This is a genomic window from Microbacterium sp. LWO12-1.2 (assembly GCF_040675875.1).
Lineage (GTDB): Bacteria > Actinomycetota > Actinomycetes > Actinomycetales > Microbacteriaceae > Microbacterium.
Window position 1 is genome coordinate 256110 of record NZ_JBEGII010000001.1, and the last position, 22477, is coordinate 278586.

Sequence of the window (22477 nt, forward strand, 5' to 3'; positions counted from 1 at the left end):
CTGGTGGCGGACGGGTCCGTTCTGGTTCGTCGCACCGTCACAAGGAGGCAGGTCCGATCGAGCGAGACCGCGCCCGGCAGCGGGAACGCGGTGCGCGCAGCCGAACGCGACGGGGTCAGGCCCGTCGTCGCGCTCAGCGCAGGCAGGCCTGTCACGATGAGAAGGTTCGGTGAGGGCAATGACTGAGCGTGTCGTGGTCGTCGGGGGCGGCGGTTTCGGGCGTGAGACGCTCGATGTGCTCGAGGCGCTCATCGCCGCAGGAGAGCCGTTCGAGGCACTGGGTGTCCTCGATGCCGCTCCCAGGGACGCCGATCTCGATCAGCTGAGGGCGCGAAGGATTCCTTACCTCGGCACCGACGCGGAGTGGCTCTCGGGAGCTGCGAAAGACGAGCTGTACGTCGTCGCAATCGGCGATCCTGCCATTCGTCGAAGTGTCGCTGACAGGTTCGCCGATGCTGGACTACGTGCGGCGACTCTGATCCACCCGAGAGCCACCATCGGATCCCAGGCCCGGATCGGGCAGGGTGTTGTCGTCACTGCTGGGGTGCAGATCTCGACGAACGTCACGATCGGTGATCACGTGCATCTGAACCCCGCGAGTGTCATCGGGCATGATGCCGTGCTGTCGGACTTCGTGTCGGTGAACCCCGGGGCGATTGTGTCAGGCAACGTCACGGTCGAGGTCGGTGTTCTTCTCGGTGCCGGTTCAGTGGTGTTGCAGGGGCTCGCTGTGGGCGCCGGGGCCACGGTGGGGGCGTCGGCTTGTGTCACCAGAGATGTCTCACCTCGCCGAGTCGTGGTGGGAGTCCCCGCTCGCGAGATCACTCGTGGAGAAGCATCATGAGAGCGCACATCGTGACCTTCGCGTCGCACGAATCGGGCATCTCCAGCATCGAAGAGCGGCTGACGGCAGCTGCACAGGAAGCGAGTAGTTCACTATGAGCAAGTCATATGACGGAGCGAGGGTCTTGGTGACAGGGGGGACCGGTTCATTCGGTCATACCGTCGCGAAGAAGCTGCTTGAGCGCGATGTCTCCGAGATCCGGATCTTCAGCCGAGACGAGGCCAAGCAGGATCTGATGCGTCATGAGATCCCCGACGCGCGTCTGCGGTTCTACGTCGGAGACGTGCGCGACTACGACAGCGTGGAACGGGCGACGCGCGACGTCGATTTCGTCTTCCACGCCGCAGCGCTCAAGCAGGTTCCATCGTGCGAGTTCTTCCCGATGGAAGCCGTGCGCACCAACGTGCACGGCAGCGAGAACGTCGTGCGTGCCGCCGACCGCAACGGCGTCAAATCCGTCGTCGCGCTCAGCACCGACAAAGCCGTGTACCCAGTGAACGCGATGGGAATGTCGAAGGCGCTCATGGAGAAGGTCGCGCAATCCCACGGCCTCAACAACCCGAACACCGACACCACCGTCTCGTGCGTCCGCTACGGCAACGTGATGTACTCGCGGGGCTCGGTCATTCCCCTGTTCATCCGCCAGATCAAGGCTGGCAACAACATCACCGTGACCAATCCCGAGATGACGCGCTTCATGATGTCTCTCGCGCACTCGGTCGACCTCGTGGAGTTCGCATTCCGCAACGCGGAGCAGGGCGATCTCTTCGTGCGCAAGGCGAAAGCGACATCGATCGGTACGTTGGCCCAGGCGACGATCAACCTGTTCCACTCCGACGCGAAGGTGGACGTGATTGGCACCCGCCACGCGGAGAAGCTCTCCGAGGCGCTCGCCACTCGTGAGGAGCTGGCTCGCGCGCGCGACATGGGTGAGTACTTCCGGGTCGTTGCCGATAACCGCGATCTGAACTACAGCGTCTACTTCGAGGAGGGCAACGTCGGCCAGAGCCGCTTCGAGGACTACGACTCGCACACCGTGCAGCAGATGTCGGTGGGTGAGGTGGAGGAGTTGCTGCTGACTCTGCCCGAGGTGCGTGCCGAGCTGCGGCAGGCGGGTCTCCCCGAAACGGCGGTCTCGGGATCGTGACCCGCTTCGCTGTCACCGGTGCCCGAGGGTTCCTCGGATGGCACCTGCGCGGTGCCGCACAGGAATCAGGCATCGTCGTCGATCCGATCGCGGTCGGTGCGGGTTTCGACCTTGCACAGGCGACGGCCGATGTGGATGGCGCGGCGCGCGCCATCCACATCGCTGGCATGAATCGCGGGAGCGACGAGGAGGTCACGGCGGGGAACATCGGGTTCGCCGAACAGCTGGCGTCCGCGCTGCGCGCCGCGGTGACGCCGCCACCCGTGGTCGTCTATGCGAACTCGACGCAATCCACAAACGGGTCCGTGTACGGCGAGTCCAAGGCGCGTGGCGCTGAAATCCTCGCTTCCGCCGCTTCGGACATCGGCGCCGATTTCATCGATGTCCAGTTGCCGAATCTCTTCGGGGAGCATGGTCGTCCGTTCTACAACTCGGTCACCGCGACATTCAGCCACCTCGTCGCCGCAGGCGAGACCCCGACCGTCGAGAACGACAAGGAACTCACGCTCCTGCATGCGCAGAACGCCGTCGACCTGCTCACAGGGTTTGCGCCTCAGGACTCCCTCGGCCGTCTGCAGCGGGCCGAGACGGTGTCGGGCGTGCTCTCACGTCTCCAGGGATATGCCGAGCTCTACCGTCGCGGCGAGATACCGAGCGTCGCTGACACGTTCGACCGTGACCTCTTCAACACGTATCGTTCATACACTTTCCCGGCTCAGGCCCCCGTCGATCTGGCTCGTCACGCCGATCCTCGCGGATCATTCTTCGAGATCATCCGCTCGCACGGCGGTCCGGGGCAGTCCTCGTTCTCTACGACGGTTCCCGGCGTCACTCGTGGGGATCACTATCACCGGCGCAAGATCGAGCGATTCACCGTACTCCAAGGCCGAGCCCGTATCGCGTTGCGGCGCCTGTACTCTGAGGACGTCGTGTCCTTCGAGGTCTCCGGTGACGCGCCAGGCGCTGTCGACATGCCGACGATGTGGGCCCACAACATCACGAACATCGGTGACGACGTGCTCTACACCTCGTTCTGGACCAATGACATCTTCGATCCTGTGAACCCCGACACGATTGCCGAGGCAGTGTGACTATGGCCGACAAGCTTAAAGTGATGACGGTCGTCGGAACCAGGCCGGAGATCATCCGCCTCTCCGCGACGATCAAGCTGCTCGATGAGCACACCGAGCAGGTTCTGGTGCACACGGGCCAGAACTATGACTACGAGCTCAATGAGGTGTTCTTCGAAGATCTGGGGCTTCGCCGTCCCGACTACTTCCTCAATGCCGACACGTCATCGCTGGGCACCGCGTTGGGCTCCATCCTCGCGAAGACAGAAGAGGTTCTTCTCGCCGAGCGGCCCGACGCATTCCTCATTCTTGGCGACACCAACAGCTGTATCTCGGCTGTCATTGCCAAGCGCATGAAGATCCCCGTCTTCCATATGGAGGCCGGCAACCGCTCGTTCGATGAGAACGTCCCGGAGGAGACCAATCGGCGCTTGGTCGACCACGTCGCCGACTACAACCTCGTCTATACCGAGCACGCGCGTCGCAACCTCCTTGCGGAGGGGCTTCACCCTTCCAGAATCCTGCTCACGGGCTCGCCGATGCGCGAGGTGCTGGAGCAGAACCGCGAGCAGATCGAGGCGAGCTCGGCCGTCGAGCGCGTCGGTCTCACGCCGGGGGAGTACTTCCTGGTCAGCTTGCACCGCGAGGAGAACGTCGACAACCCGGGGCGGTTGCGGTCGGCCGTGAATGCGCTGCAGGCGCTAGGCGAGGAATACGGTCTTCCCGTTCTGGTCTCGACACACCCGCGCACTCGTAAGCGTCTCGAGGGTCTCGGCATCGCGGAGAGCGAAAACGTCCGGTTCCACCCTCCGTTCGGATTCCATGACTACTGTAAGTTGCAGTTGGAGTCGAAGCTCGTCCTCTCGGACAGCGGCACCATAAGTGAGGAGTCGAGTCTGCTCGGGTTCCCTGCGGTGACCCTACGCGACTTCATCGAGCGCCCCGAATCGGTCGACACCGGCGCGATCATCACCGCCGGGATTGAACCTGCGCGAGTGCTCGCGGCTGTCCGAGTCGTGCTCGAGCAAAAGCGTCCTTCCTACACGCCTGCGGATTACCAGATTGACGACACCGCGCAGCGAGTCGTGAACTTCGTGCACGGCACCGTTCCCTCACACCGCCGGCGGCTGGGGCTGATCGGCCCGGAGAGCTGAGGGGAGTTCCGCAGCCAGGTGGCCTTGCAGACGCCTCACCCTACGTCGGGGGAGGATTCCGTGCGCGCTCGCCGGGACAGATCGTAGTAGCTTCCCCACCAGAGAAGAGCATTCAGCGCTGCGAGGGCTGCCATCGACCACGCGGCGCCTTGAATCCCCCAGACCTGTGCGCAGAGGAGTACCACGAATGGTCTCGGTAGGCCGACTGACAGTCGAAGGGTGAGGCTTCTCGCGCCGGCGAAAGCGACTCGATGTCCAGAGTTTGCAACCGCGCTGATGAGCGCGAGCACCGCTTCGAGGCTGAGCGGCAGCAACGCGAGACTGGCGAGGTCCCAGGTCTCTCCGAGGATCTGCCGCCCCCACGAAGCCGGGAGGAGCTGAAGCCCGACCAAGAAGGGCAGCAGGAACACCACTTGGAGTACGGCAACACGCAGAGCGGCTCGGATCTGTCCGCCCGAGGAGTTGTTCCGTCGGGAGAGGAACGGCAGCAGGAGCGATCGAACGGTTGTCGATACCAGATTGAGGGGACCGAGTAGCGTGCCGGCACCGCGTACGGCACCGAGGATACGCGCATTGTCGAGAAGTCCCAACAGGCCCGTGGTAAGGAGCGAACCGCCCGAACCCACAGCGAAATCGAGCGCGAAGAGTCCCGCGACTCGAGTGTCCTCGCGGTGCCGAGTCCACTTCGGGACCAGCGGAGTCCGTGCAGCCAGCATGAGAGCGTAGCCGCTGAGCGCTCCGGTCGCCGCCCAGACGACAAAGACCATGCGGGCATCGAGGACACCCGCGATCGACATGATCGATGCGCCGACCGTCAGCATCGACCAGATCGTCGTGGATGTCATCGCGCGACCCGCCACTCCAGCAGCTGAATCGAATGTTCTGATGAAATCGAAGCTCAAGAGGCCGTGGAAAGCGATGCCGAGCACGATGAGGAAGGCGTTATCTGCAAGGATTCCCCAGGCGATCAGAACGGCAGCGCCGAACAGGGAAACAAGCGAAGCTCTCTGGAAGCTCCGAACATATGTGTCGCGATCGGTCGGGCGCGAGAGTGCGGAGTCGGTCAACGCAGAACGAATCAGTCCTGACCCGAAGAGGTAGGCGACCATCGCGATCGAGAACGCAGCGAACACGGCGACGGACGATGCGCGCGCGATGGCGACCGAGAGCGCGAGACTTGCCAGGCTCGCGAATCCGTTGCCGACGACAGCGAAGGAAAGCCGCTTGCTTCGAGCGAGCGCGGAAACCAGTCCTTTGCGCACCACGGCCCCTACCCGACGAGCGAGGTTGGCGGTACCGCTCCTCTGAGTGCCACGCACACTGTCGCGATGTCGTCCCCGGAGAGTCGCGGGTAGGTCGGCAGGCTGATTCCCTCCCTTGAGATCTTCTCCGCGATCGGAGTGGAAGCGCGCTGGTTCGCCGGGACGAACGGCATGTCTTGGACCAGGGGGAAGACGGGCCGAGATTCGATCCCTTGAGAGGCCAGAGCATCGATGACCCGGTCGCGTTCCGCGCCGGATGCGCCCGTGATGCGCACGGAATAGATCCAGGGCGTCGGCACAGCGCCCGTCGCGATCTGTTGAGGCTGCAGGCGTGGGTCGGGCCCGAGAAGTCGTTCGTAGTCGTCTACGACTCGTCGGCGCTGAGTGATCAGTTCACCCGCACGCTCGAGCTGAGCGGTGAGGATCGCCGCAGCGATGTTCGTCATTCGGTAATTGAAGCCCACGACCTCGTGGAAGTAGCGCTGAGTCGCGTGATTGCCCTGATTGCGCAACTGCTGAACACGCGTGTGGAAGTCCTCACGGTTGGTGGTGACTGCGCCGCCTTCGCCGCTGGTGATGACTTTGTTCCCGAAGAAGGAGAAAGTGCTGATGTCGGCGAGTGATCCGGCTGCAGCGCTGTGCAATGTGGCGCCGAGAGACTCGGCTGCGTCAGCGATCAGGAGGAGGCCGTGCTCATCCGCGATCCGACGAAGGGCGACGTAGTCCGCCGTCTGGCCATACAGATCGACAGCGAGGATCGCTGTCGTCCGGGAGGTGATCGCCGCTTCGACTGCGGCCGGGTCGATGCACCAGGTGCTGTCCAGAACGTCGACGATCACAGGAACCGCATCGACGTAGTAGACCGCGTTGAGGGTCGCGACGTAGGTCAGGCTCGGAATGATCACTTCGTCTCCGCGGGATACGCCAGCGGCGAGGAGCGCGAGATGCAAAGCGGTTGTCCCGTTGTTGCACACAGCGGCGTACGGTGCGCCGGTCAGCGATCCGAGTTGCCTTTCGGCTCGCTCAACGTATTCTCCGCGTGATGAGATCCACCCGCTGTCAAAGGCATCGAGGAGGTATTCTCGCTCGAGGGGGCCGAGGTCTGGCTCCGATACGGGAATCATGCGTGGTTGCCTCTCATGAGATGCTCTGGCTTGTCGCCCCGTCCGAGGGACCAGGCAAACACGCTGTTGTACTCCTGGGCCATCTGCTTCCAGGTGCGGTCGCGAAGCTCTGCGCTCAGGGGGCGAAGCGAATCCACGAAGGTGTCGAAGCCGTCGACGGCGGCCCGAATCGCGGCGACCAGTTCGTCCGGAGAATCGCAATCGAACGTCGGAGAATCGAGGCCGAGCGTGTCGAGCTGAGCAGTGATCGGAGGGATCCTGCTGGCGACGAAAGGCAGCCCCCGGACAATCGCCTCGAAGACGGGGCCGCTCGCTGCTTCCCACCTTGTCGGCATCACGAGCAAGTCCGCCGCTGCGTACTCGAGCTCCAATCGCGTTGTGTCGACGAAGCCGAGCCACTCGATCCGGTCGCCGACCTTGAGCTCGTCGGCAAGCGACCGGAGGTAGTCGCCGTGCTTCCCATCCTCTGAACCAGTGAAGACCGCGCGGGCAACGGGCAGCTGGGGAAGGGCTCGGATGAGAAGCTCATGGTTCTTGTGTGGGGTGACGAAGCCCGGCAGCAACAGTCGGAGCGCGCGATCGTTCGGCGCAGCCCGATCGGTCCATTCGCCGGTGTTGAGCACGGGGAGCGGGATCAGGAACGTCTTGCTCGCCGCTTCTGGGAAGCGTTGCAGCAGGCTGTCGTGCGGATGCGCCCAGCTGCAGATGACCGCGCCAGCTTTGCGGACGTTCTCGGTGATGATGTCCTGATCCATCGGGGATGCAAGCTCGGGCTCGAAGACACGAAGATCGTGCACGGTCACGACGCTGTTCGCGCCGGTGATCGGCACACGGTGAAAGGGCTGCCAGACGACGCCGTGCCCGACAGCATGAGAGGTCGAGCGCGCTCTGATCGTCCGAACACGTCCGATCAGATGCTGTATTGAACGCGACGATCGGGGAACCAATCGGCGGAGGGCCTGCTGCCAGGCGCTGGTCGCGCTCAGACGCACGCTGATCGGTACAAGCTTGTCTGCCAATTCTGGGAGCTGCAACGACCATGCCGGGTAGGCATCCTCATTGACGAGACAACGCATCGGCACGCCTGAAGCGGCGAGGCCTTCGGCGACGCCAGCCGCGACGACTCCGACACCGCCCGATGTCGGACTGACCGAGGTGAAGTCAAGCGTGACAGCTTCCGTCAGCGGGTCCATCTGCGTGGAGGGCACGCTCAGATGTCCACCCGCACATGCTTGCCGGCCTTCTCATCGCGTACCTGCTGCAGATCGGCATCAACCATCCGATGAACGAGCCCGGAGAAGGTGGTGCTGGGTGTCCATCCGAGCTGACGCTCAGCCTTCGAATAGTCGCCGATCAACGCGTCCACCTCAGAAGGACGTTCGTACCGGGGATCTGTACTGACGTAGTCTTCCCAGTTCAGGTTCACCCGACCGAACGCCGCCTCCACGAACTCGCGAACCGTGTGCGCCTCGCCGGTCGCGATCACATAGTCGTCCGCGGTGTCCTGCTGCAGCATGCGCCACATGGCTTCGACATACTCGGGCGCGAATCCCCAGTCGCGGACCGCGTCGAGGTTGCCGAGCACGAGGCGATCCTGGACTCCCTCGACGATACGCGCCACCGCCCGCGTGATCTTGCGAGTCACGAACGTCTCGCCGCGGCGAGGGCTTTCGTGGTTGAACAGGATGCCGTTCGAGGCATGGATGCCGTAGGCCTCGCGATAGTTCACGGTCGCCCAGTAGCTGAACACCTTTGCGCACCCGTAGGGGCTACGCGGGTGGAACGGAGTGTCTTCGTTCTGCGGAGGGGGTGTCGAGCCGAACATCTCAGACGACGAGGCTTGATAGAAACGCGTGTCGACACCACTTGCCCGAATCGCCTCGAGCAGGCGGATCGTCGATACGCCGGTGACATCGGCCGTGTACTCAGGAATCTCGAAAGAGACGGCGACGTGGCTCTGGGCTCCGAGGTTGTAGATCTCGTCGGGCTGCACATCTCGGATGAGGTTCGTCAGAGAACCGGAATCAGAAAGGTCTGCATAGTGCAGAACGAGATCCGAGGGGCGGTGCCCGTCGGTCCGAGCAACGTCTTCGAGTCGTGAGGTGTTGAAAGAGGACGAGCGACGCTTCGTGCCGTGAACCTCATAGCCCTTCTGGAGAAGGAGCTCAACCAGGTAGCTGCCATCTTGTCCGGTCGTGCCTGTGACGAGCGCCTTCTTCATTCCAGTCCTCGATCAATAGTCGTGGTGGTGTCCGCGGTGGGGAGAGCGCGGATCTTGACTATCCTAGAGCGTGACAGAAAATTCGAGTCGCCAGGGACGCCATCGGTCGGCTGAGCTTCACAGTCGGATGACGATGTATGACACATCCTGTGGCAGATGAAATCTCCTGCACGATAAACGACAGGTTTCGTTGATGAAGACAACTTCTGGGCTGCGCGGATCGGGTCCGCGACGCTCGGACCGTTCGACGCCGTCCTCATCGGACTCGGCTGTTCGGCCCGCGGGTGCCTTCGAGCGACTTTTTCGTCGCTATCCGGTATCCGTGGCTCTCGCAATGCCCTATCTGGTTCTGATCCTCCCGCAGGCGTTGTGGAATGAAAACGAGCACACCGGCTTCATTTTCGGAGTCTTCGCGATCGCCATCTGCGCCAGCCTCTTCGTTGAGATCTTCATCGATCTCATCCGAGCATCGAAGCGCGGACACACACGGGGAGCGGGAGATGTCGCCGCAGAGGGCGCGAGATCACGGCTCAACGAGTACGGGCCCGGCCTTCGGCGGTCGGCCTATTTCGTCTCCACTGTGGGAGCGGTAGTCGGGGTCTTGTCGGCAGCTGTCGGTATCGGATCGATTCAGTCTCAGGTCGGCCTGCTCGTCGTGTCGGCCCCGCTCTCGATGGCGACGGCCCTCGTGGGTGGCTGGCCGGTCATCGGCGTTGCACTCCTGCTGGCAGCACGGCTCGCCGGACAGATCACCGGCCGACGATTTTGGCTGTGGATCGCTGCGATCACTTTCGGCCAGCTCATCGAGTCGTATCTCACTGCGATCACGGCGACTCTGATGGCTTTCGCGACCAGCCTGATGATGGTGTTGTTGCTCTTCGGCATGATCCGGATCCGGTCTGCGATCGTCGCAGTCATCGCGGTGCTTCTCGTGTGGCCGCTCGTATATGACATACGTAACGATGCTCGGCAATCGAGCGGTGTCTCGGTCAGCGCTGACGTGGGTGCCTTCGATCGACTTCGCCTTGACCAACAGGTTGCGCGTGCCGCCGAGATTCAGGAGGTGCCACTCGATCTTGGACAACCGGGACCGGCTGAGATGGTCCGATTCGGTCTGATACCTCGATTCCTGGACCCGGACAGGCCAACGATCTCTACGGGTATCAAGATCAATGTCTATCTCGGAGGAAGCTCCACATCCGGCTATTCCTTCCTGCCCGTGACGACTGCCTATGTTCTTGGGGGACCGCTGTATGTCGTCTTCTGGTACGCATTCTGGGCGTTGTTCCTGTCGATCACGCTACGGGGTGGCAATAGGCTCACGGTGACGCGCATCGTGTTGGTCGCGCTTGTGCTGACTGGGCCGTTGGGATGGTTCTCCACTTTCCCGGACCGGACCATCAGCGTGATCCAGTTCTTCGTCTCCTTCCTCCCGATACTGCTCTTCCTCACCGTGGAACGAGCTTTGCGGCGTCGTCGTCTGCCCGCGACTGAACGAGCAGCGCAACGATGACCTTGGCAGACAAGGCGCGAAGGGCCGTTGCGGTATTCGCCCCGCTGTACCCACCGGCCTTCATGGGTGGCGGGCCGATCCGATCCATTGCCGCGCTCGTCGCGACTGCACCTGCGTCGGCTCGAGCGGTCGTTCTCACGAAGGATACAGACCTCGGCGCGACGGAGCCGATGCCGGTCGTCCGCAACAGCTGGAGCCGTCGAGATGGCGACGACGTCTATTACGCGAGTATGCGATCGCCTCTCGCGTATTGGCGTTCACTCGTCTCGCTGCGGCGGACGAAACCATCACTGCTGCATTTCAACAGCTTCCTGAACCCGCAGCTGACGATCTTCCCGCTCATCTTGTGGCGCCTCGGGTTCTGGGGTGAAGCAAGAATTCTGCTGTCTCCCCGGGGCGAGTTCGGCGAGGGGGCTCTTCAGCGACGCTCAGCGAAGAAGCGCATCTATATGCGGTTCTTTCGGGCGCTCCGGCTGCACAACGCCGTCATCTGGCATTCGACCGCTGCGCACGAGACGAGCGACCTCCGTCAGATCTGGGGGGATACCGCCGTCATCATCGAACGTGAGAACGACACGTTGCTCGCCGAATCGTCATCCCGACCGCGTCGCTTCAACGGACCTCTTCGCGCGGTTTTCCTCGGCAGAATCGTCGAGCACAAAGGTTTGCACGTCGCTCTGGAAGCTCTAGCTGACGTCACCGAACATGTCCGGCTCGATGTATACGGTTCGCGAGAAGATGCCGCATACGGGCTTCGGTGTGATTCGCTCGTCGCGACGCTTCCTCCCCACGTCTCCGTAGAGTTCCACGGTCCTGTTCGACCAGATCTCGTGGTCGATGTATTGAAAGAGCATGAGCTCCTTCTGATGCCGACGGCCGGGGAGAACTTCGGTCATGTCATTGCGGAAGCGTTGTCGGCTTCGTGTGTCGTCGCGGTCACACCGTTCACGCCGTGGACGGAGGATCTGTCCGCGGGGGGCGGTTTCGTGCTGGACAGGGATGCCGAGTCGTGGTCGGGATGCATTGATCAGTTCGCCGCGGCGACAGGCGACGTGCGAATGTCGCACCGTGTGGCGGCCGGTGCGGCATACGACCGGTGGCTCTCTCGTCCGCGCCCACCACACCTCTGGGCCTCGGCTTTCGAGCTCATCGAACCGCCCAGGTGATGCCCGAGGGCTCAGAGGCGGTGGACGTCAGAGGCGGTGGACGCTTGCGTGCGGAATCCGGTTGCGAGTGTCGAACACGATGACGTCGCCGGCGGCTGCCTGCTGCTCGAGCAACGCGTAGTCGAAATCATCGTGGTCGGTGACCACGATGACGAGGTCCGCCTCTGACACTGCTGTCGCTGTGAAATCGCGGCGTTCGACGTTGCGGGGCCATCGGGCATCGACGACGAACGGGTCCGCTGCCTGAACGATTGCACCGTATCCGTTGAGGAGCTCGATGATTCGCAGTGCTGGTGACTCGCGACTATCGCCCGAGTTCTTCTTGTATGCGATTCCCGCGAGGAGAACGGTAGACCCGTTGAGCGACTTGCGCTCGTTGTTCAGCAACTCGATGACTCTCTGAACGACATACGCAGGCATGTTCTCGTTGACGTCGTTTGCGAGTTCGACGAATCGGAAGCTCTTCCCCAGGGTGCGGCGAACTTGCCATGACAGGTAGCTCGGGTCCACCGGAAGACAGTGACCGCCCACTCCAGGCCCCGGGGTGAACTTCATGAACCCGAACGGCTTGGTTGCGGCGGCGTCGATCGACTCCCACACGTTGACATCGAGCTCGTCGGCGAAGACCGCGAGTTCGTTCACAAGGGCGATGTTGACGTGCCGAAACGTGTTCTCGAGCAGCTTCGTGAGTTCCGCCTCTTTCGGGCTGGATACCGGCACCGTTCGCTCGACCAAGGAGGAATAGAACTCGTCGATTCGCTCGAGCGAGTTCGGGTCGATCCCAGACACAACCTTCGGGGTGTTGACGAAGTTCCACCGGGGATTGCCCGGATCGATGCGCTCGGGGCTGTACCCGACAAAGAAATCGCTCCCAGCGCTGAGGCCCGATCCTTCTTCCAGCAGAGGCACGAGCAACTCTTCGGTCGTTCCCGGGTAAGTCGTCGACTCGAGGATCACCGTCGCGCCCGCCGTCAGAAGGGGAGCGAGAGATCGTGCAGCCGATTCGATGAAGGAGAGGTCCGGAAGGGTCTCCTTCAGCGGAGTGGGGACAGTGATGACCGCCACTCCGAAGTTATGGGCGAGCTCATACTCAGTGCTGGCTCGGTACTTGCCTGAGTCCAATGCTGCGTGAACCGTTGACCCCGCGATGTCCTCCACGAAGGAGCGGCCTGCGTTCAGGGCTTCGACTCGAACACCGTCGAGGTCGAGGCCCAAGACCTCGTAGCCCACTTCAACGGCGCGCATCGCGAGTGGAAGGCCTACGTAGCCCTGCCCGACAACGACGACGGTGCGTGAACGGTCAGACGACATCGGGGCTCCATTCGAAGGGCATAGCGACATATGCTTCGCATCGTCACGACATAGTCTTTCACGTGGCGGTCGGTTGGACGCTCAGCGTGGGCGAAGTGAGCTTGTCTCGTGCGTCTTCCAGGCTGGGCCGGCTTGGCCGATTAGGCTGAACTGCCATGGCGCTTGGTGGCCAGGGCGGGGTTTCACTGGGCTCGGCTACGGCGGTTTACACCGACAGGAACAGGTGAGGGAATCGTGCCCGTGCATAGGTGGATCGCGGTGAGCAACGGCGCGGTCGACGTGCGCGGGCTCGGACAGATGGTGGGTGAGTCCGAAAGCGAGATCGCCATCACCCCCACGATTCCCGGACAGCCACTCGCCATCGCGGGTGAGGTTGCGGTTCTCTGGCGCTCACTGTTTGGACCAGGTGTGCACGATGATCGTCTCTCGGACGAGGGACGTGAGCTGGTGCGAGAGTTTGCGAGCGCCGGAATCGCGGTTGCCGCGGAGGCGGATGAGCGGGGCATCGAGGGCATCGAACCCCTTTGGTTCGAGTCGCTTCTCCACGAGCTGGTCAGTGCGTTGGTCTGCCGGATCGCGCAGATCCACGAAATACGTTGCCTGGTCATCAAGGGCCCGACACTTCACGAACAGGGCCTTCGGAGCCGCATCCATTCCGGCGATGTAGATGTCTTGGTGGATCCGGCGCGAGCAGCGGAATTGATCGATGCGATCGAGCAGTGGGGGTGGACCGCACGCCGGAATCCGATGAGCGGCACACCGCTTCCGCACTCGACCACCATGGCACCCGAGTCGTGGGGCTGTGAGATCGATGTGCACTTCCGCTACCCGGGAATCGGTGTCGACCCACAGGCATCTTTCGACAGGCTCTGGAGCTGCGCGGAGCAGCGTTCGTTCGCGGGCGTCGTCGGCTTTACGCTCGCCACTCATGCGCATGCCCTCATCCAGGCGCTGACTCTCGCCCGACCGGCAGCAGGGCACGTGCAGACGGCTCGCTACAGCGAGTCAGCCGCCGTATTGAAGAAGGGCGGGCCCGAGACGCTGCGTCTTGCAGACGAGCTCGGCGCGGTCGGAGCGCTTCGCCAGGAACTTGTCTCTGCCTTTCCCGAGGAGAACGTCTCCTCGGCCCGCCCTCCAGACGAGTGGATCTGGCTGTCGCAGCCGAACCCCGCGCTCACCTACCTGTACATGCTGAAGTCGGTTCCTGTTCGGCGCAAGCCCGCTGTGTTGTGGAAGATTCTCATCAGCCGACGACTGATGAGCGAAGATCGGCAAGAATCGCTGATCCGGCGATGGAATCGGGGGATCAGGCAATTGATCAGCAGGCCGTCCGCTTCCGTGCGGGGGTCCAGGCCGAGATGACGGACGGGATGGCAGCGAGTGCTTTCGCTCCCATCCGAGTCGTCGTCTGGCCCCGATCGGCATCACGCCCGGTGGTGGACGCGCACAGCGCTCAGGGAACTGAGGTTGAATAGGACCGATGCCTACCACACACCACAGCCGCGCCAGTCTGCGCGCAGAAGCCGAACGGAACGGCATGCGGCGACCGAATCGTCGTCGTGTGACGTGGATCATCGTCGGGGCACTTGCGCTGATCGTCGCAGCGCTCGTCGTCCTCTGCGCGGTCGTGGCGTCGAAAGCGCTGACGGTTCGAGATACGCTTGCGCCTGCGGTCCCGGTAGCGAGCGGCTTGCCCGCGAAGGTGGTGGCGGGTGACCTCGATGGCGCTGCAGAGGACGCTGCGCTCCTTCAGGAACTTGCCGCCAGAGCCGCAGATCAGACCGTCGGCCTGGACTGGCGCTTGGCCGAGTGGGTTCCGTTCATCGGACAGAACCTGTCGGCCATCCGTGCCGCAGCGGAGAGCGTGGACGAGGTTGCCGATTTTGCTGTGGTCTCCCTCCCACACCTCAATTTGACGGCGTTCCGTCCGAACGCAGGCGCCATCGATCTGGCCGCGGTGCACAACCTCGAAACCGTCGCCTCGGAGGGCGCAACGCTGTTCGCCGAAGTCAACCGGCGAATCGACGCGACGGATCGTACTTTCCTCCTGCCTCAGGTCGATACCGCGCTCTCGTCGCTCGACGACGCCGTCAACGGAGTGGACGACGCGCTCGGCACGCTCGCCCCGATCCTCAAGGTGCTTCCGGCTGCACTGGGCGAGGGTGCGCCTCGAACGTATCTCTTGATGTTCCAAGGAAACTCTGAGTTGAGGGCATCAGGCGGCAATCCGGCGGCTCTGGCCCTCGTCACGGCCACTGACGGACGAGTTGAACTCACTGCGCAGGCGACGAGTGTCCAATTCGACAATGCGCGCCCCGAGAGCATCGCTCCTTTGGATCCGGAAACGGAGCATCTTTACTCCGACACGATTGGTCGCTGGATTCCGAATATGACGGCGACTCCCGACTTCCCGACCACGGTCGAGATAGTGCGCGCATGGTGGGCGGACGAGGGCCTCCCGCCGTTCGACGATGTGATCTCCACCGATCCGGTGGCTCTCAGCTACATCTTGCGGGCCACCGGGCCCATTCCGCTTGACACCGGAGAGACGCTGACAAGCGACAACGTCGTTTCCCTTCTCCTCAACGAGGTCTACTTCAACTACGGTGAGATCATCCCCGGTCGTCCCGCTGACGGCTCGCAGCAAGATCTCTTCTTCGCGTCGGCCGCGGCGAAGATCTTCTCCACTCTCACAGCAGGTATCGACAGCCCCGGGGAGTTCCTGGAGGCGCTTCGCCAATCATCGATTGAGGGGCGGATGAAGGTCTGGTCGTCTAACCCTGACATTGAGGCACTGGTCGCGGGAACGAAGATAGCGGGAACCCTTCCCGCTACAAACGAGGAACGAACGGTCGCGGGCGTCTTCTTCAACGACACCACCGCAGCCAAGACTGACTATTACGCGGACGCGAGCATAACGTCCAGCACGGACCAGTGCACGGCCTCGGGCCCGCCGACCTTCCGACAGACCATCAAGTTCGCGAACAACATCACTCCTGAGCAGGCGGGAGCGTTGCCCTACTTCATCACGGGGCCGCACTACGCGCCGGGGTACATTGCCACCGATGTCGTGATATACACCCCCGTCGGCGCGACGATCGAGTCTTGGTCGGTAGAGGGCGCTGAGAGCAATTACCTGATGGCTGAGGGAACCCACCTTGGGCGGAACGTGGTGCGGATCAGCGTGATAACCCCGCCGCAGACGACGGCCACCATCACGGTGGAAATGCAAGGCGGTGAAGGTTCCGTTGGGGCTGACTACGGGCCCTATGAGGTGTGGACAACACCCATGGTGCGCGCGACGCCGGTGACGCTTGACGCACCGGGCTGCGGATGATCGAGAGGCCGCGGCGAGAGCAAGTAGTGCCTCTCAGGTCTCTCGGCTCAGTCGATTCCGGCGCAGTCGGCGCGCGGTCTCGATCTTCCTGATCAGATTGAACAACGGCCGTGAGCCGGGGATGCGCCAGAACGCGGATGGCGTGTAGTTCGGGTCGATATCCTCGCGTGGAAGGACCGTGGTCCCGGCCAGGTATAGCCTGCGTGCGTATCGGAACTCGCGAACATAGTGCGGATACATGATCCAGAGTCGAGCGAGATCAAGGATGCTGCGTATCCGTTCTCTGAGATATCTCGTGCCAGAGACCGTGCGGCTGAACGCGAGCTCGAGATCGAAATCTGCTTCGTACCGTTCAGGGCGTACGCGCACCCCCCGGACCGAGTTCGCAATATTGGATCCATGGATGATCTGCATCCATCTGGGCGCTCCCACGACGTTGAGAACGTCAGCGTTAGCGCGGCTCATGACGTGTCGCAGGCTGTAGAAGACGGTACGCGGCAGTCCGTGCTCCACTCGCTTCTCGACATAGGAGATGAACGGGTTCGAGGGCTCGTCGTACCGGTACACCTCGCCTGTGCGCTCCACCTGGATCCCGCAGAGCAGGTTGATGTAGAGCGACTCCTGGTGATCGAAGTGCGACTGCACGTCGGCGACGAACTGACGGGCGATCGCATCGTCACTGTCGATCCGTGTGGTGATGAGATACGGCGCGGAGGCGACCTCCGCGACGGCCTGCTGAGCGATGAGGCTCGACCAGGAAGACACATACACGGGGGTGAAGAGCCCCGGACTCAAGGCATCGATCTCCTCCCTCAGCCAGGCGGGGGTCTCCACGTCGAAGAACACCAGCCACTGGAAAGTGCGCACCGTCTGGCGAGCGACCGACGATGCGAGCGCATCGCAGAAGAACGCCCAGCGGTAGAAGAGCCAGTCGTCGTCGACGACCGGAGGTGATCCCGGGAATCGCACGCTGAACCGAGTCAGGATGACGTGGTCGAAATCCGCTGCTGCGGGCGGATGAGTCATGACGCGAGAACTTCGGTGATCGCATCGACATGCGCGGGCCGGACCCTGCCGTGGAGGGGCAGGGCGATGACGCTGCGTGAGAGTTGATCGGCGTCGTGGGCGGTCGAACCCGCCACCGGCTGATCCGCATACCGTTCACCGTCGCCGCACAGCGCTGGGAATCTCCGTGCGATTACGTCGCGCGCGGCGAGCTCCTCGATGATGCGGGCCTGGTCTCGCGGGTCGCAGCGCACGACCTCCATGACGAGCGCGCGGGCGGTTCCGGGTGAGTGGGGCCGCACCCGAGATCCTCGCTCTGCTGCCGCGGTGTACGCCGCGCGCAGCGCTTCCCGCGCGGCCACCTCTGCGGCGACCTTCGGGAAGGTGGCCAGACCGACCGCTGCCGCCAGCTCGGACATCTTGCCGTTGATGCCGGCGTGCACGTCATGGGCTCGGTCGATGCCGAAGTTCACCGCATACCGCAGGCGCTGGTCGAGTTGTCCGTCGTCCGTCGCGACGAACCCGCCTTCCCCCGTGTGCAGCAGTTTGGTCGCGTGCAACGAGTAGGCCGTCGCCGTGCCGCGACCGACGATGTCGGCGAATCCGTAAGCATGTGCGGCGTCGTACACGACGGGCAGTGCGTGTGCCTCGCCCAGGGCGTCCAACGCCGGGTCGGCGGCTACCCCGAACAGGTGCACCGGAAGGATCGCGACGGTGCGCGCGCGTATCGCCTGCTCGACGGCGGAGGTGTCGAGCGTCAACGTCTCACGGTCTGAGGCGACGAACACCGGCGTCAGACCGGCCGCTTCGATCGCGAGGGGGGTCGCGCGGAATGTGAGGGCGGACGTGATGACCTCTCCTCCCCGGGGCAGCCCGAGCGCGAGCAGCGCGGTCGTCAGCGCGGACGTGCCAGAGGCGGTGGCCAGGACGTGCCCCCATCCCTCGGCCTGCGCGAGTCGTTGCTCCAGCTCTGCGACGAGTGGCCCGCCGTTCGACCACCGAGCGCGTTCCCAGATGCCCTGGGCGAGGGTGCCGAACAGTGCCGCGTCCGGCGCGAGCGGCTGGCCCAGCGTGACCGTCATCGGGCTTCCGTGCCGCGCGGCTTCGCCGCCGCCCGCATCGCCTGCCACTCCGCGATGCTGACCGCTCGCGGACTGACCACGGTTTCCCCTGGGGCGACGTCGCGGTCGACGACGGCACCCACGCCGATGATCGCGCCGTCGCCGATCACGATCGGCCGACGTGACGTACCGTTCTTGATCACCGCTCCGGCACCGACGAAGACATCGCGCCCGATGTTCACATGACCGAGAACCACGCTGCTGACCGCGAGGGTGCAGAACTCGCCGATGTTCACATCGTGCGCAACGATGTCCGACAGGACGATCGTGCCGCGTGCGATGGAGGTTCCGAAGCCGACACGAGCGGTGCACGTGACGATCACTCCCTCACCGAGCTGTGCGCGCGGATCGGAGAGGTGGGGGGAACCAGCCGCTCCCAGGATCGGCACACCAGCGGAGGTCAATCGATCGAAGACCGCTCGGCGTCCGGCAGGGTCGTGGATCGGCACGAAGACGGCCGTGTCGTCGAGCGCAGCGAGCTGATCGAAGTCGAGGATCGGAGTGCCGTCGGGATGCAGGTCGCGCGGATCATCATCCGCGACATATGCCACGAACTCGCTCACACCGCGCGCTTGAAACGCAAGGTCGAGAGCCACCTGCACACACGTGCCGCTCGCGCCGAAACATGCCATCTTCGGCGGGACGGCAGACCTCCCCAGGACATACACTCTTGCAGTGTAGCGAGCAGTCCGTGGGGACATCGCGCAGGGAGAAATCTGGGGATGATCGTTCGTCGTGAACAGCGAGCGCGCGCGCTCGACGCGATACGCCCCGACGCGCTGTTCGATCCGCAGTGGTACCTCTCCGCGTATCCCGATGTCGCGGCGGTCACGCAGAACGGCTGGGGGCATTTCGTCGCTCACGGAGAGCGCGAGGGGCGGGCGCCCGGCCCCTCATTCGATCCGGAGTTCTACCGACGCACGCACCTCCCGTTGGAGGGCGAGCACCCGTTCACGCACTATGTGACACAGGGGCGTCTGCGCGGGCACGCGCCCCGGGCCGTGGCCGTCACTGCTGCACAATCGGCCTTCGCGATGCGGGCGGCGCTGCAGGGCCGCGTGAACCCCGTGCTCCTGGTCGGGAACGATGCACGATCAGCCGGCGGCCCCCTGCTGCTGCTCGAGGTCGCGCGCAGGCTCCGCGCCCGCGGGCGCTCGCCGGTGTTCCTGCTCAAACAGGGCGGCCCGTTGTTCGATCGGTTCGCCGCGCTCGGACCGACCATGATCGCCGACGAAGGGTGGGATCTCGCGGCTCTCGGCGCAGCGCTGCCTGTCGATCTGCCGATCCTCGCCAACACCGCCTGGGGAGCACTCCTGGTCGAGCGGCTCGGAGTCGCCGAGCGGTCGACGGTGCTCGTGCACGAGATGCCCGACTACCTGGTCGCCCAGGATCTGCTTGTGCCCGTGTCGCGGGCCCGGGTCGTGGTCGCCTCGATGCCCGTGATCGAGGCGGAACTGGCGCGGCTGCTCGCGCCGGCGCCACGGCTGGAGACGATCATCCCCGGTGTGCGCGCGCCCACTCCGTCGAAGCGTGGCGAGCGACGGGTACGTCGGCGACTCGCGGCAGAGTTCGGGCCGCCCTCTCGAGTGTTCCTGGGTGCCGGCTACGCCGATGAGCGCAAGGGTTTCGACCTCTTCCTCGACGCGGCGCAGAAGATCGCCGCGGGGGACCGGCACGCGACATTCGTCTGGTTGGGGGAGTTGAGCGGGTGGGCGCGCTCGCTGGCAGATGAGGCCCTCTCCGAGGGGTTGCGTCTCGCTCTTCCTGGTTTTCGCACCGATGCCGACGATTGGTATGCCGCGACCGACGTCTACCTGCTCACGTCGCGCCAGGACCCGGGCCCGACCACCGTCATGAATGCCGCCAGCGTCGGGGTGCCGTTCGTCGGACTTGACGCCGACATCGGACTTCGCGCGCTCGCCGACGTCATCGCGGCGACAGGCGAGTTCGTCGCCGACACCGACGCGCTGGCGGCACGCGCGCAGGACGTGGCGCGCGCGTCGTCGGTCGAATCGCGTGCCCGTCGTGCGTCTTTCGTCCGCTCCTACCAATCGCTCGACCGCTACGTCGATTCCCTGGAGGACGTCGTCGCTGACGGAGGTTCCGCGGACACGCGCATCGGCTTCGCCGGACGATTGCGCGTACACGTGCGACTCGCCTCGCTCCGTGTTCTGCACAGCAACGTGCTTCCACGCCTGGTGCATCGCGCAGGCTCTGCTGCCCTGCAAGCGATCCGGCTCGTCCGCCGACGTGTGCCGGTGGTCGCCGCGCATGCCGCCGCGCTGATCAAGCGCACGCTGGTCTCGGTGGCGGTCGTTCAGGCTCCCGGCCTGCGCGGAACGCTCGTGCAGCCTCCCGAGCTGGTGTGCGGCGATGCGAACACGATCGTGAGGCTGGTTCCTGGCGATCGCATCTGGGTGGAGAACTCCCGGCTCCTCGCGGTGATGCCGGAGCAGGCCGACCTGCACATCGTCCGCCGCGCGGGGGAGCCACCGTGGCCGCTGGTGCGGGAGCTCGAGTCATCGGCTCGCAGGATCGCACGTGTCACGCAGTACGACGCGGACGCTCCTCCGCGCTGGGCCCGCACCGGTGGCCGTCCCCCGCGTCCTCGGCGCGGCAGCGGAGTCGGAGGCGTGCCGCACCCCAGCGTGACACTCGCACCTCACGGGAGCATCCGTCTCTCCCGCAGCATCGGTGTGTTCGTGCATGCGTACTACGTCGAGCTCGCTGTGCAGATCGCCGAGCGGCTCGCCGTCATCGACCACCCGTTCTCGCTGTATGTGTCGACGACGGACGAGAGCAGAGCAGAGCAGATCAGGAGCCTGCTACCTGCTGCGACCGTGCGGGTCTTCCCGAACCAGGGCCGAGACATCGCGCCGAAGGTGTTCGGCTTCGCGCCCGAGCATGCGGCCCATGACGTCGTGCTGCACCTGCATACCAAGAGGTCACCGCACCGCAGCGACCTCAGTGGATGGCTGTCGCACATCCTCGACTGCCTGCTTCCGTCCCCGGAGGGCGTCGCGGCGATCCTCGCGCTGCTCACAGAGACCGATCGGGTCGGCATGGTCAGCCCGGCGCTGCACCCGTCCCTCGGAGAGACGGTGCAGTGGGGGCCCAACCGTGCCATCGCCGAAGTCGTCACCTGGGGAAAGGGGTGGCCGGCGCTGCCGGAGAGCGACCGCCTGGCCTTTGCGGCCGGTTCGATGTTCTGGGCGCGGTCGAGCGCACTCATCCCGGTACAACAGCTCGAGGTCCCGACATCGGCGTTCAGCGATTCGCCGGAGACCGACGGCACGCTGGCGCACGCGGTGGAGCGGCTGATCGGAGTCTCGTGCGGCGTCGCGGGCTACGACCAGGTCTTCGTCAACCCGGTCGCGGCGTCCGCGGGCGAGACCGCCGCGTCACGACCTCTGACGCCCGCCGAGGTCGAGCGCGTCCTGCGGCGGAGTCGCGGGTTCCGTCACGACGGGCGGCGGAACGTCTAGGGACCGCCCCAGCGGCTGACCGGCCACAGGATCGCCCCGGCCTTGCCGAACACATCGTCGCGGGTCATCCAACGGAAGCAGCCGTCGTCGGCGGCCGTATTCCCTCGGCACGGGAAGACGGAGTCCGCCGAGTTCGCCCGATTGTCGCCGAGTACCAGATACGAGTCCTCCGGCACGGTCACTGTCGGGAAGCACCGGGTCGACACCGGAGTCGTGTCGCAGTCCAGCTGACCGGGGACGTAGGGTAGATTCTCGTCGACGTACGGCTCGTCGAGCGGTTCGCCGTCCACCACGACCGCTCCGTCGGCGTCGCAGCACTCGACCGTCTGCCCCGGACCCGCGATCACACGCTTGACGAGTACGTAAGGGCGGATGCCGGTGGTCTCGCCGGCCCAGTGCAGCGCCTCCGAGATCCAGTTGCTGCTCGGTGCCGGTCTCTCGCCCCAGTTCTCGTCAGGGCGGAACACGACGATGTCTCCCGGCTCCGGATCGGCGGCGACGTAGGCGAGGCGGTTCACGATCAACCGGTCTCCCGGCTGCAGCGTCGGTGCCATGGAGCCGGAAGAGGGCTGGCCGATGAAGGCGACGACGAGCAGAGTGAGCGCGAGGGCGAGCGCGACATGGAACCACACGCTGCGGAACGGAGTACGGCGCCGTCGAGGTTCCTCGGTGGTGGTCATCATGACGTTCTCCGGTCGCGCAGTCGGGGGCACACCC

Annotated in this window: 18 protein-coding genes; 9 read left to right on the top strand and 9 right to left on the bottom strand. The window is 64.3% G+C overall.

The genetic code is table 11. The annotated features are described in order from the left end of the window. Positions 1-178 precede the first annotated feature (178 nt). The 4 genes from MRBLWO12_RS01305 to wecB all read left to right on the top strand — a co-directional run bounded on the left by MRBLWO12_RS01305 (position 179) and on the right by wecB (position 4215). Positions 179-844 carry an acetyltransferase gene (locus MRBLWO12_RS01305; RefSeq protein ID WP_363551929.1) on the top strand — a complete coding sequence of 222 codons (666 nt, stop codon included), beginning with the start codon at positions 179-181 and terminating at the stop codon, positions 842-844. A gap of 94 nt (positions 845-938) precedes the next feature. Beyond that, on the top strand, positions 939-1991 hold the full coding sequence (locus tag MRBLWO12_RS01310) for a polysaccharide biosynthesis protein (protein WP_363551931.1): 1053 nt from the start codon (positions 939-941) through the stop codon (positions 1989-1991). Further along, complete coding sequence (locus tag MRBLWO12_RS01315) at positions 1988-3082, top strand: NAD-dependent epimerase/dehydratase family protein (RefSeq protein WP_363551933.1); 1095 nt, start codon at positions 1988-1990, stop codon at positions 3080-3082. The genes MRBLWO12_RS01310 and MRBLWO12_RS01315 overlap by 4 nt, the downstream gene beginning before the upstream one ends. 2 nt (positions 3083-3084) lie before the next feature. Beyond that, the gene (gene wecB / locus MRBLWO12_RS01320; protein ID WP_363551935.1) at positions 3085-4215 is read left to right on the top strand and encodes a non-hydrolyzing UDP-N-acetylglucosamine 2-epimerase; all 1131 of its coding nucleotides are present in this window, start codon (positions 3085-3087) and stop codon (positions 4213-4215) included. Between the two features lie 35 nt (positions 4216-4250). Here wecB and MRBLWO12_RS01325 read toward each other — a convergent pair whose 3' ends face one another. The 4 genes from MRBLWO12_RS01325 to gmd are packed head-to-tail and all read right to left on the bottom strand — an operon-like array spanning position 4251 to position 8822. Then, complete coding sequence (locus MRBLWO12_RS01325; protein ID WP_363551937.1) at positions 4251-5477, bottom strand: hypothetical protein; 1227 nt, start codon at positions 5475-5477, stop codon at positions 4251-4253. Positions 5478-5485: 8 nt separating this feature from the next. Beyond that, complete coding sequence (locus MRBLWO12_RS01330) at positions 5486-6601, bottom strand: DegT/DnrJ/EryC1/StrS family aminotransferase (protein ID WP_363551939.1); 1116 nt, start codon at positions 6599-6601, stop codon at positions 5486-5488. Then, positions 6598-7809, bottom strand: a complete 1212-nt coding sequence (locus MRBLWO12_RS01335) for a glycosyltransferase (RefSeq protein WP_363551941.1) — start codon at positions 7807-7809, stop codon at positions 6598-6600. The genes MRBLWO12_RS01330 and MRBLWO12_RS01335 overlap by 4 nt, the downstream gene beginning before the upstream one ends. Before the next feature lie 2 nt (positions 7810-7811). Beyond that, the gene (gene gmd / locus MRBLWO12_RS01340; RefSeq protein WP_363551943.1) at positions 7812-8822 is read right to left on the bottom strand and encodes a GDP-mannose 4,6-dehydratase; all 1011 of its coding nucleotides are present in this window, start codon (positions 8820-8822) and stop codon (positions 7812-7814) included. 322 nt (positions 8823-9144) lie between these two features. Here gmd and MRBLWO12_RS01345 point away from each other — a divergent pair, with 322 nt between their 5' ends. Continuing rightward, positions 9145-10335, top strand: coding sequence for a hypothetical protein (locus MRBLWO12_RS01345; protein ID WP_363551945.1), 1191 nt, complete (start codon positions 9145-9147; stop codon positions 10333-10335). Next, positions 10332-11501 carry a glycosyltransferase gene (locus MRBLWO12_RS01350; protein WP_363551947.1) on the top strand — a complete coding sequence of 390 codons (1170 nt, stop codon included), beginning with the start codon at positions 10332-10334 and terminating at the stop codon, positions 11499-11501. Before MRBLWO12_RS01345 ends, MRBLWO12_RS01350 begins: the two co-directional genes overlap by 4 nt. A gap of 27 nt (positions 11502-11528) precedes the next feature. Here the strand turns inward: MRBLWO12_RS01350 and MRBLWO12_RS01355 are convergent, their stop codons facing one another. After that, positions 11529-12812, bottom strand: coding sequence for a nucleotide sugar dehydrogenase (locus MRBLWO12_RS01355; RefSeq protein WP_363551949.1), 1284 nt, complete (start codon positions 12810-12812; stop codon positions 11529-11531). A gap of 258 nt (positions 12813-13070) precedes the next feature. On the opposite strand from MRBLWO12_RS01355, the gene MRBLWO12_RS01360 reads away from it, so the two are divergent. Then, a complete protein-coding gene (locus MRBLWO12_RS01360) occupies positions 13071-14174 on the top strand; it encodes a hypothetical protein (RefSeq protein WP_363551951.1) in 1104 nt (367 codons plus the stop codon). A gap of 199 nt (positions 14175-14373) precedes the next feature. After that, positions 14374-16149: a DUF4012 domain-containing protein gene (locus MRBLWO12_RS01365; protein ID WP_363551953.1), complete on the top strand. Its 1776-nt coding sequence runs from the start codon at positions 14374-14376 to the stop codon at positions 16147-16149. Positions 16150-16182: 33 nt separating this feature from the next. Here MRBLWO12_RS01365 and MRBLWO12_RS01370 read toward each other — a convergent pair whose 3' ends face one another. From MRBLWO12_RS01370 to MRBLWO12_RS01380, 3 genes are read right to left on the bottom strand one after another with little or no spacing between them, the layout of a single operon-like run. Further along, positions 16183-17175, bottom strand: a complete 993-nt coding sequence (locus MRBLWO12_RS01370) for a glycosyltransferase (protein WP_363551955.1) — start codon at positions 17173-17175, stop codon at positions 16183-16185. Further along, complete coding sequence (locus tag MRBLWO12_RS01375; protein ID WP_363551957.1) at positions 17172-18236, bottom strand: DegT/DnrJ/EryC1/StrS family aminotransferase; 1065 nt, start codon at positions 18234-18236, stop codon at positions 17172-17174. Before MRBLWO12_RS01375 ends, MRBLWO12_RS01370 begins: the two co-directional genes overlap by 4 nt. Beyond that, positions 18233-18838 (bottom strand): hypothetical protein, encoded by a 606-nt coding sequence (locus MRBLWO12_RS01380; RefSeq protein WP_363551959.1) that lies wholly within the window; start codon positions 18836-18838, stop codon positions 18233-18235. The genes MRBLWO12_RS01375 and MRBLWO12_RS01380 overlap by 4 nt, the downstream gene beginning before the upstream one ends. A gap of 159 nt (positions 18839-18997) precedes the next feature. Between MRBLWO12_RS01380 and MRBLWO12_RS01385 the strand changes: the two genes are divergently transcribed. Further along, on the top strand, positions 18998-21760 hold the full coding sequence (locus MRBLWO12_RS01385; RefSeq protein ID WP_363551961.1) for a rhamnan synthesis F family protein: 2763 nt from the start codon (positions 18998-19000) through the stop codon (positions 21758-21760). Here the strand turns inward: MRBLWO12_RS01385 and lepB are convergent. After that, positions 21757-22443, bottom strand: coding sequence for a signal peptidase I (gene lepB, locus MRBLWO12_RS01390; RefSeq protein WP_363551963.1), 687 nt, complete (start codon positions 22441-22443; stop codon positions 21757-21759). The two genes, MRBLWO12_RS01385 and lepB, sit on opposite strands and share 4 nt — an antisense overlap. Positions 22444-22477 lie beyond the last annotated feature (34 nt).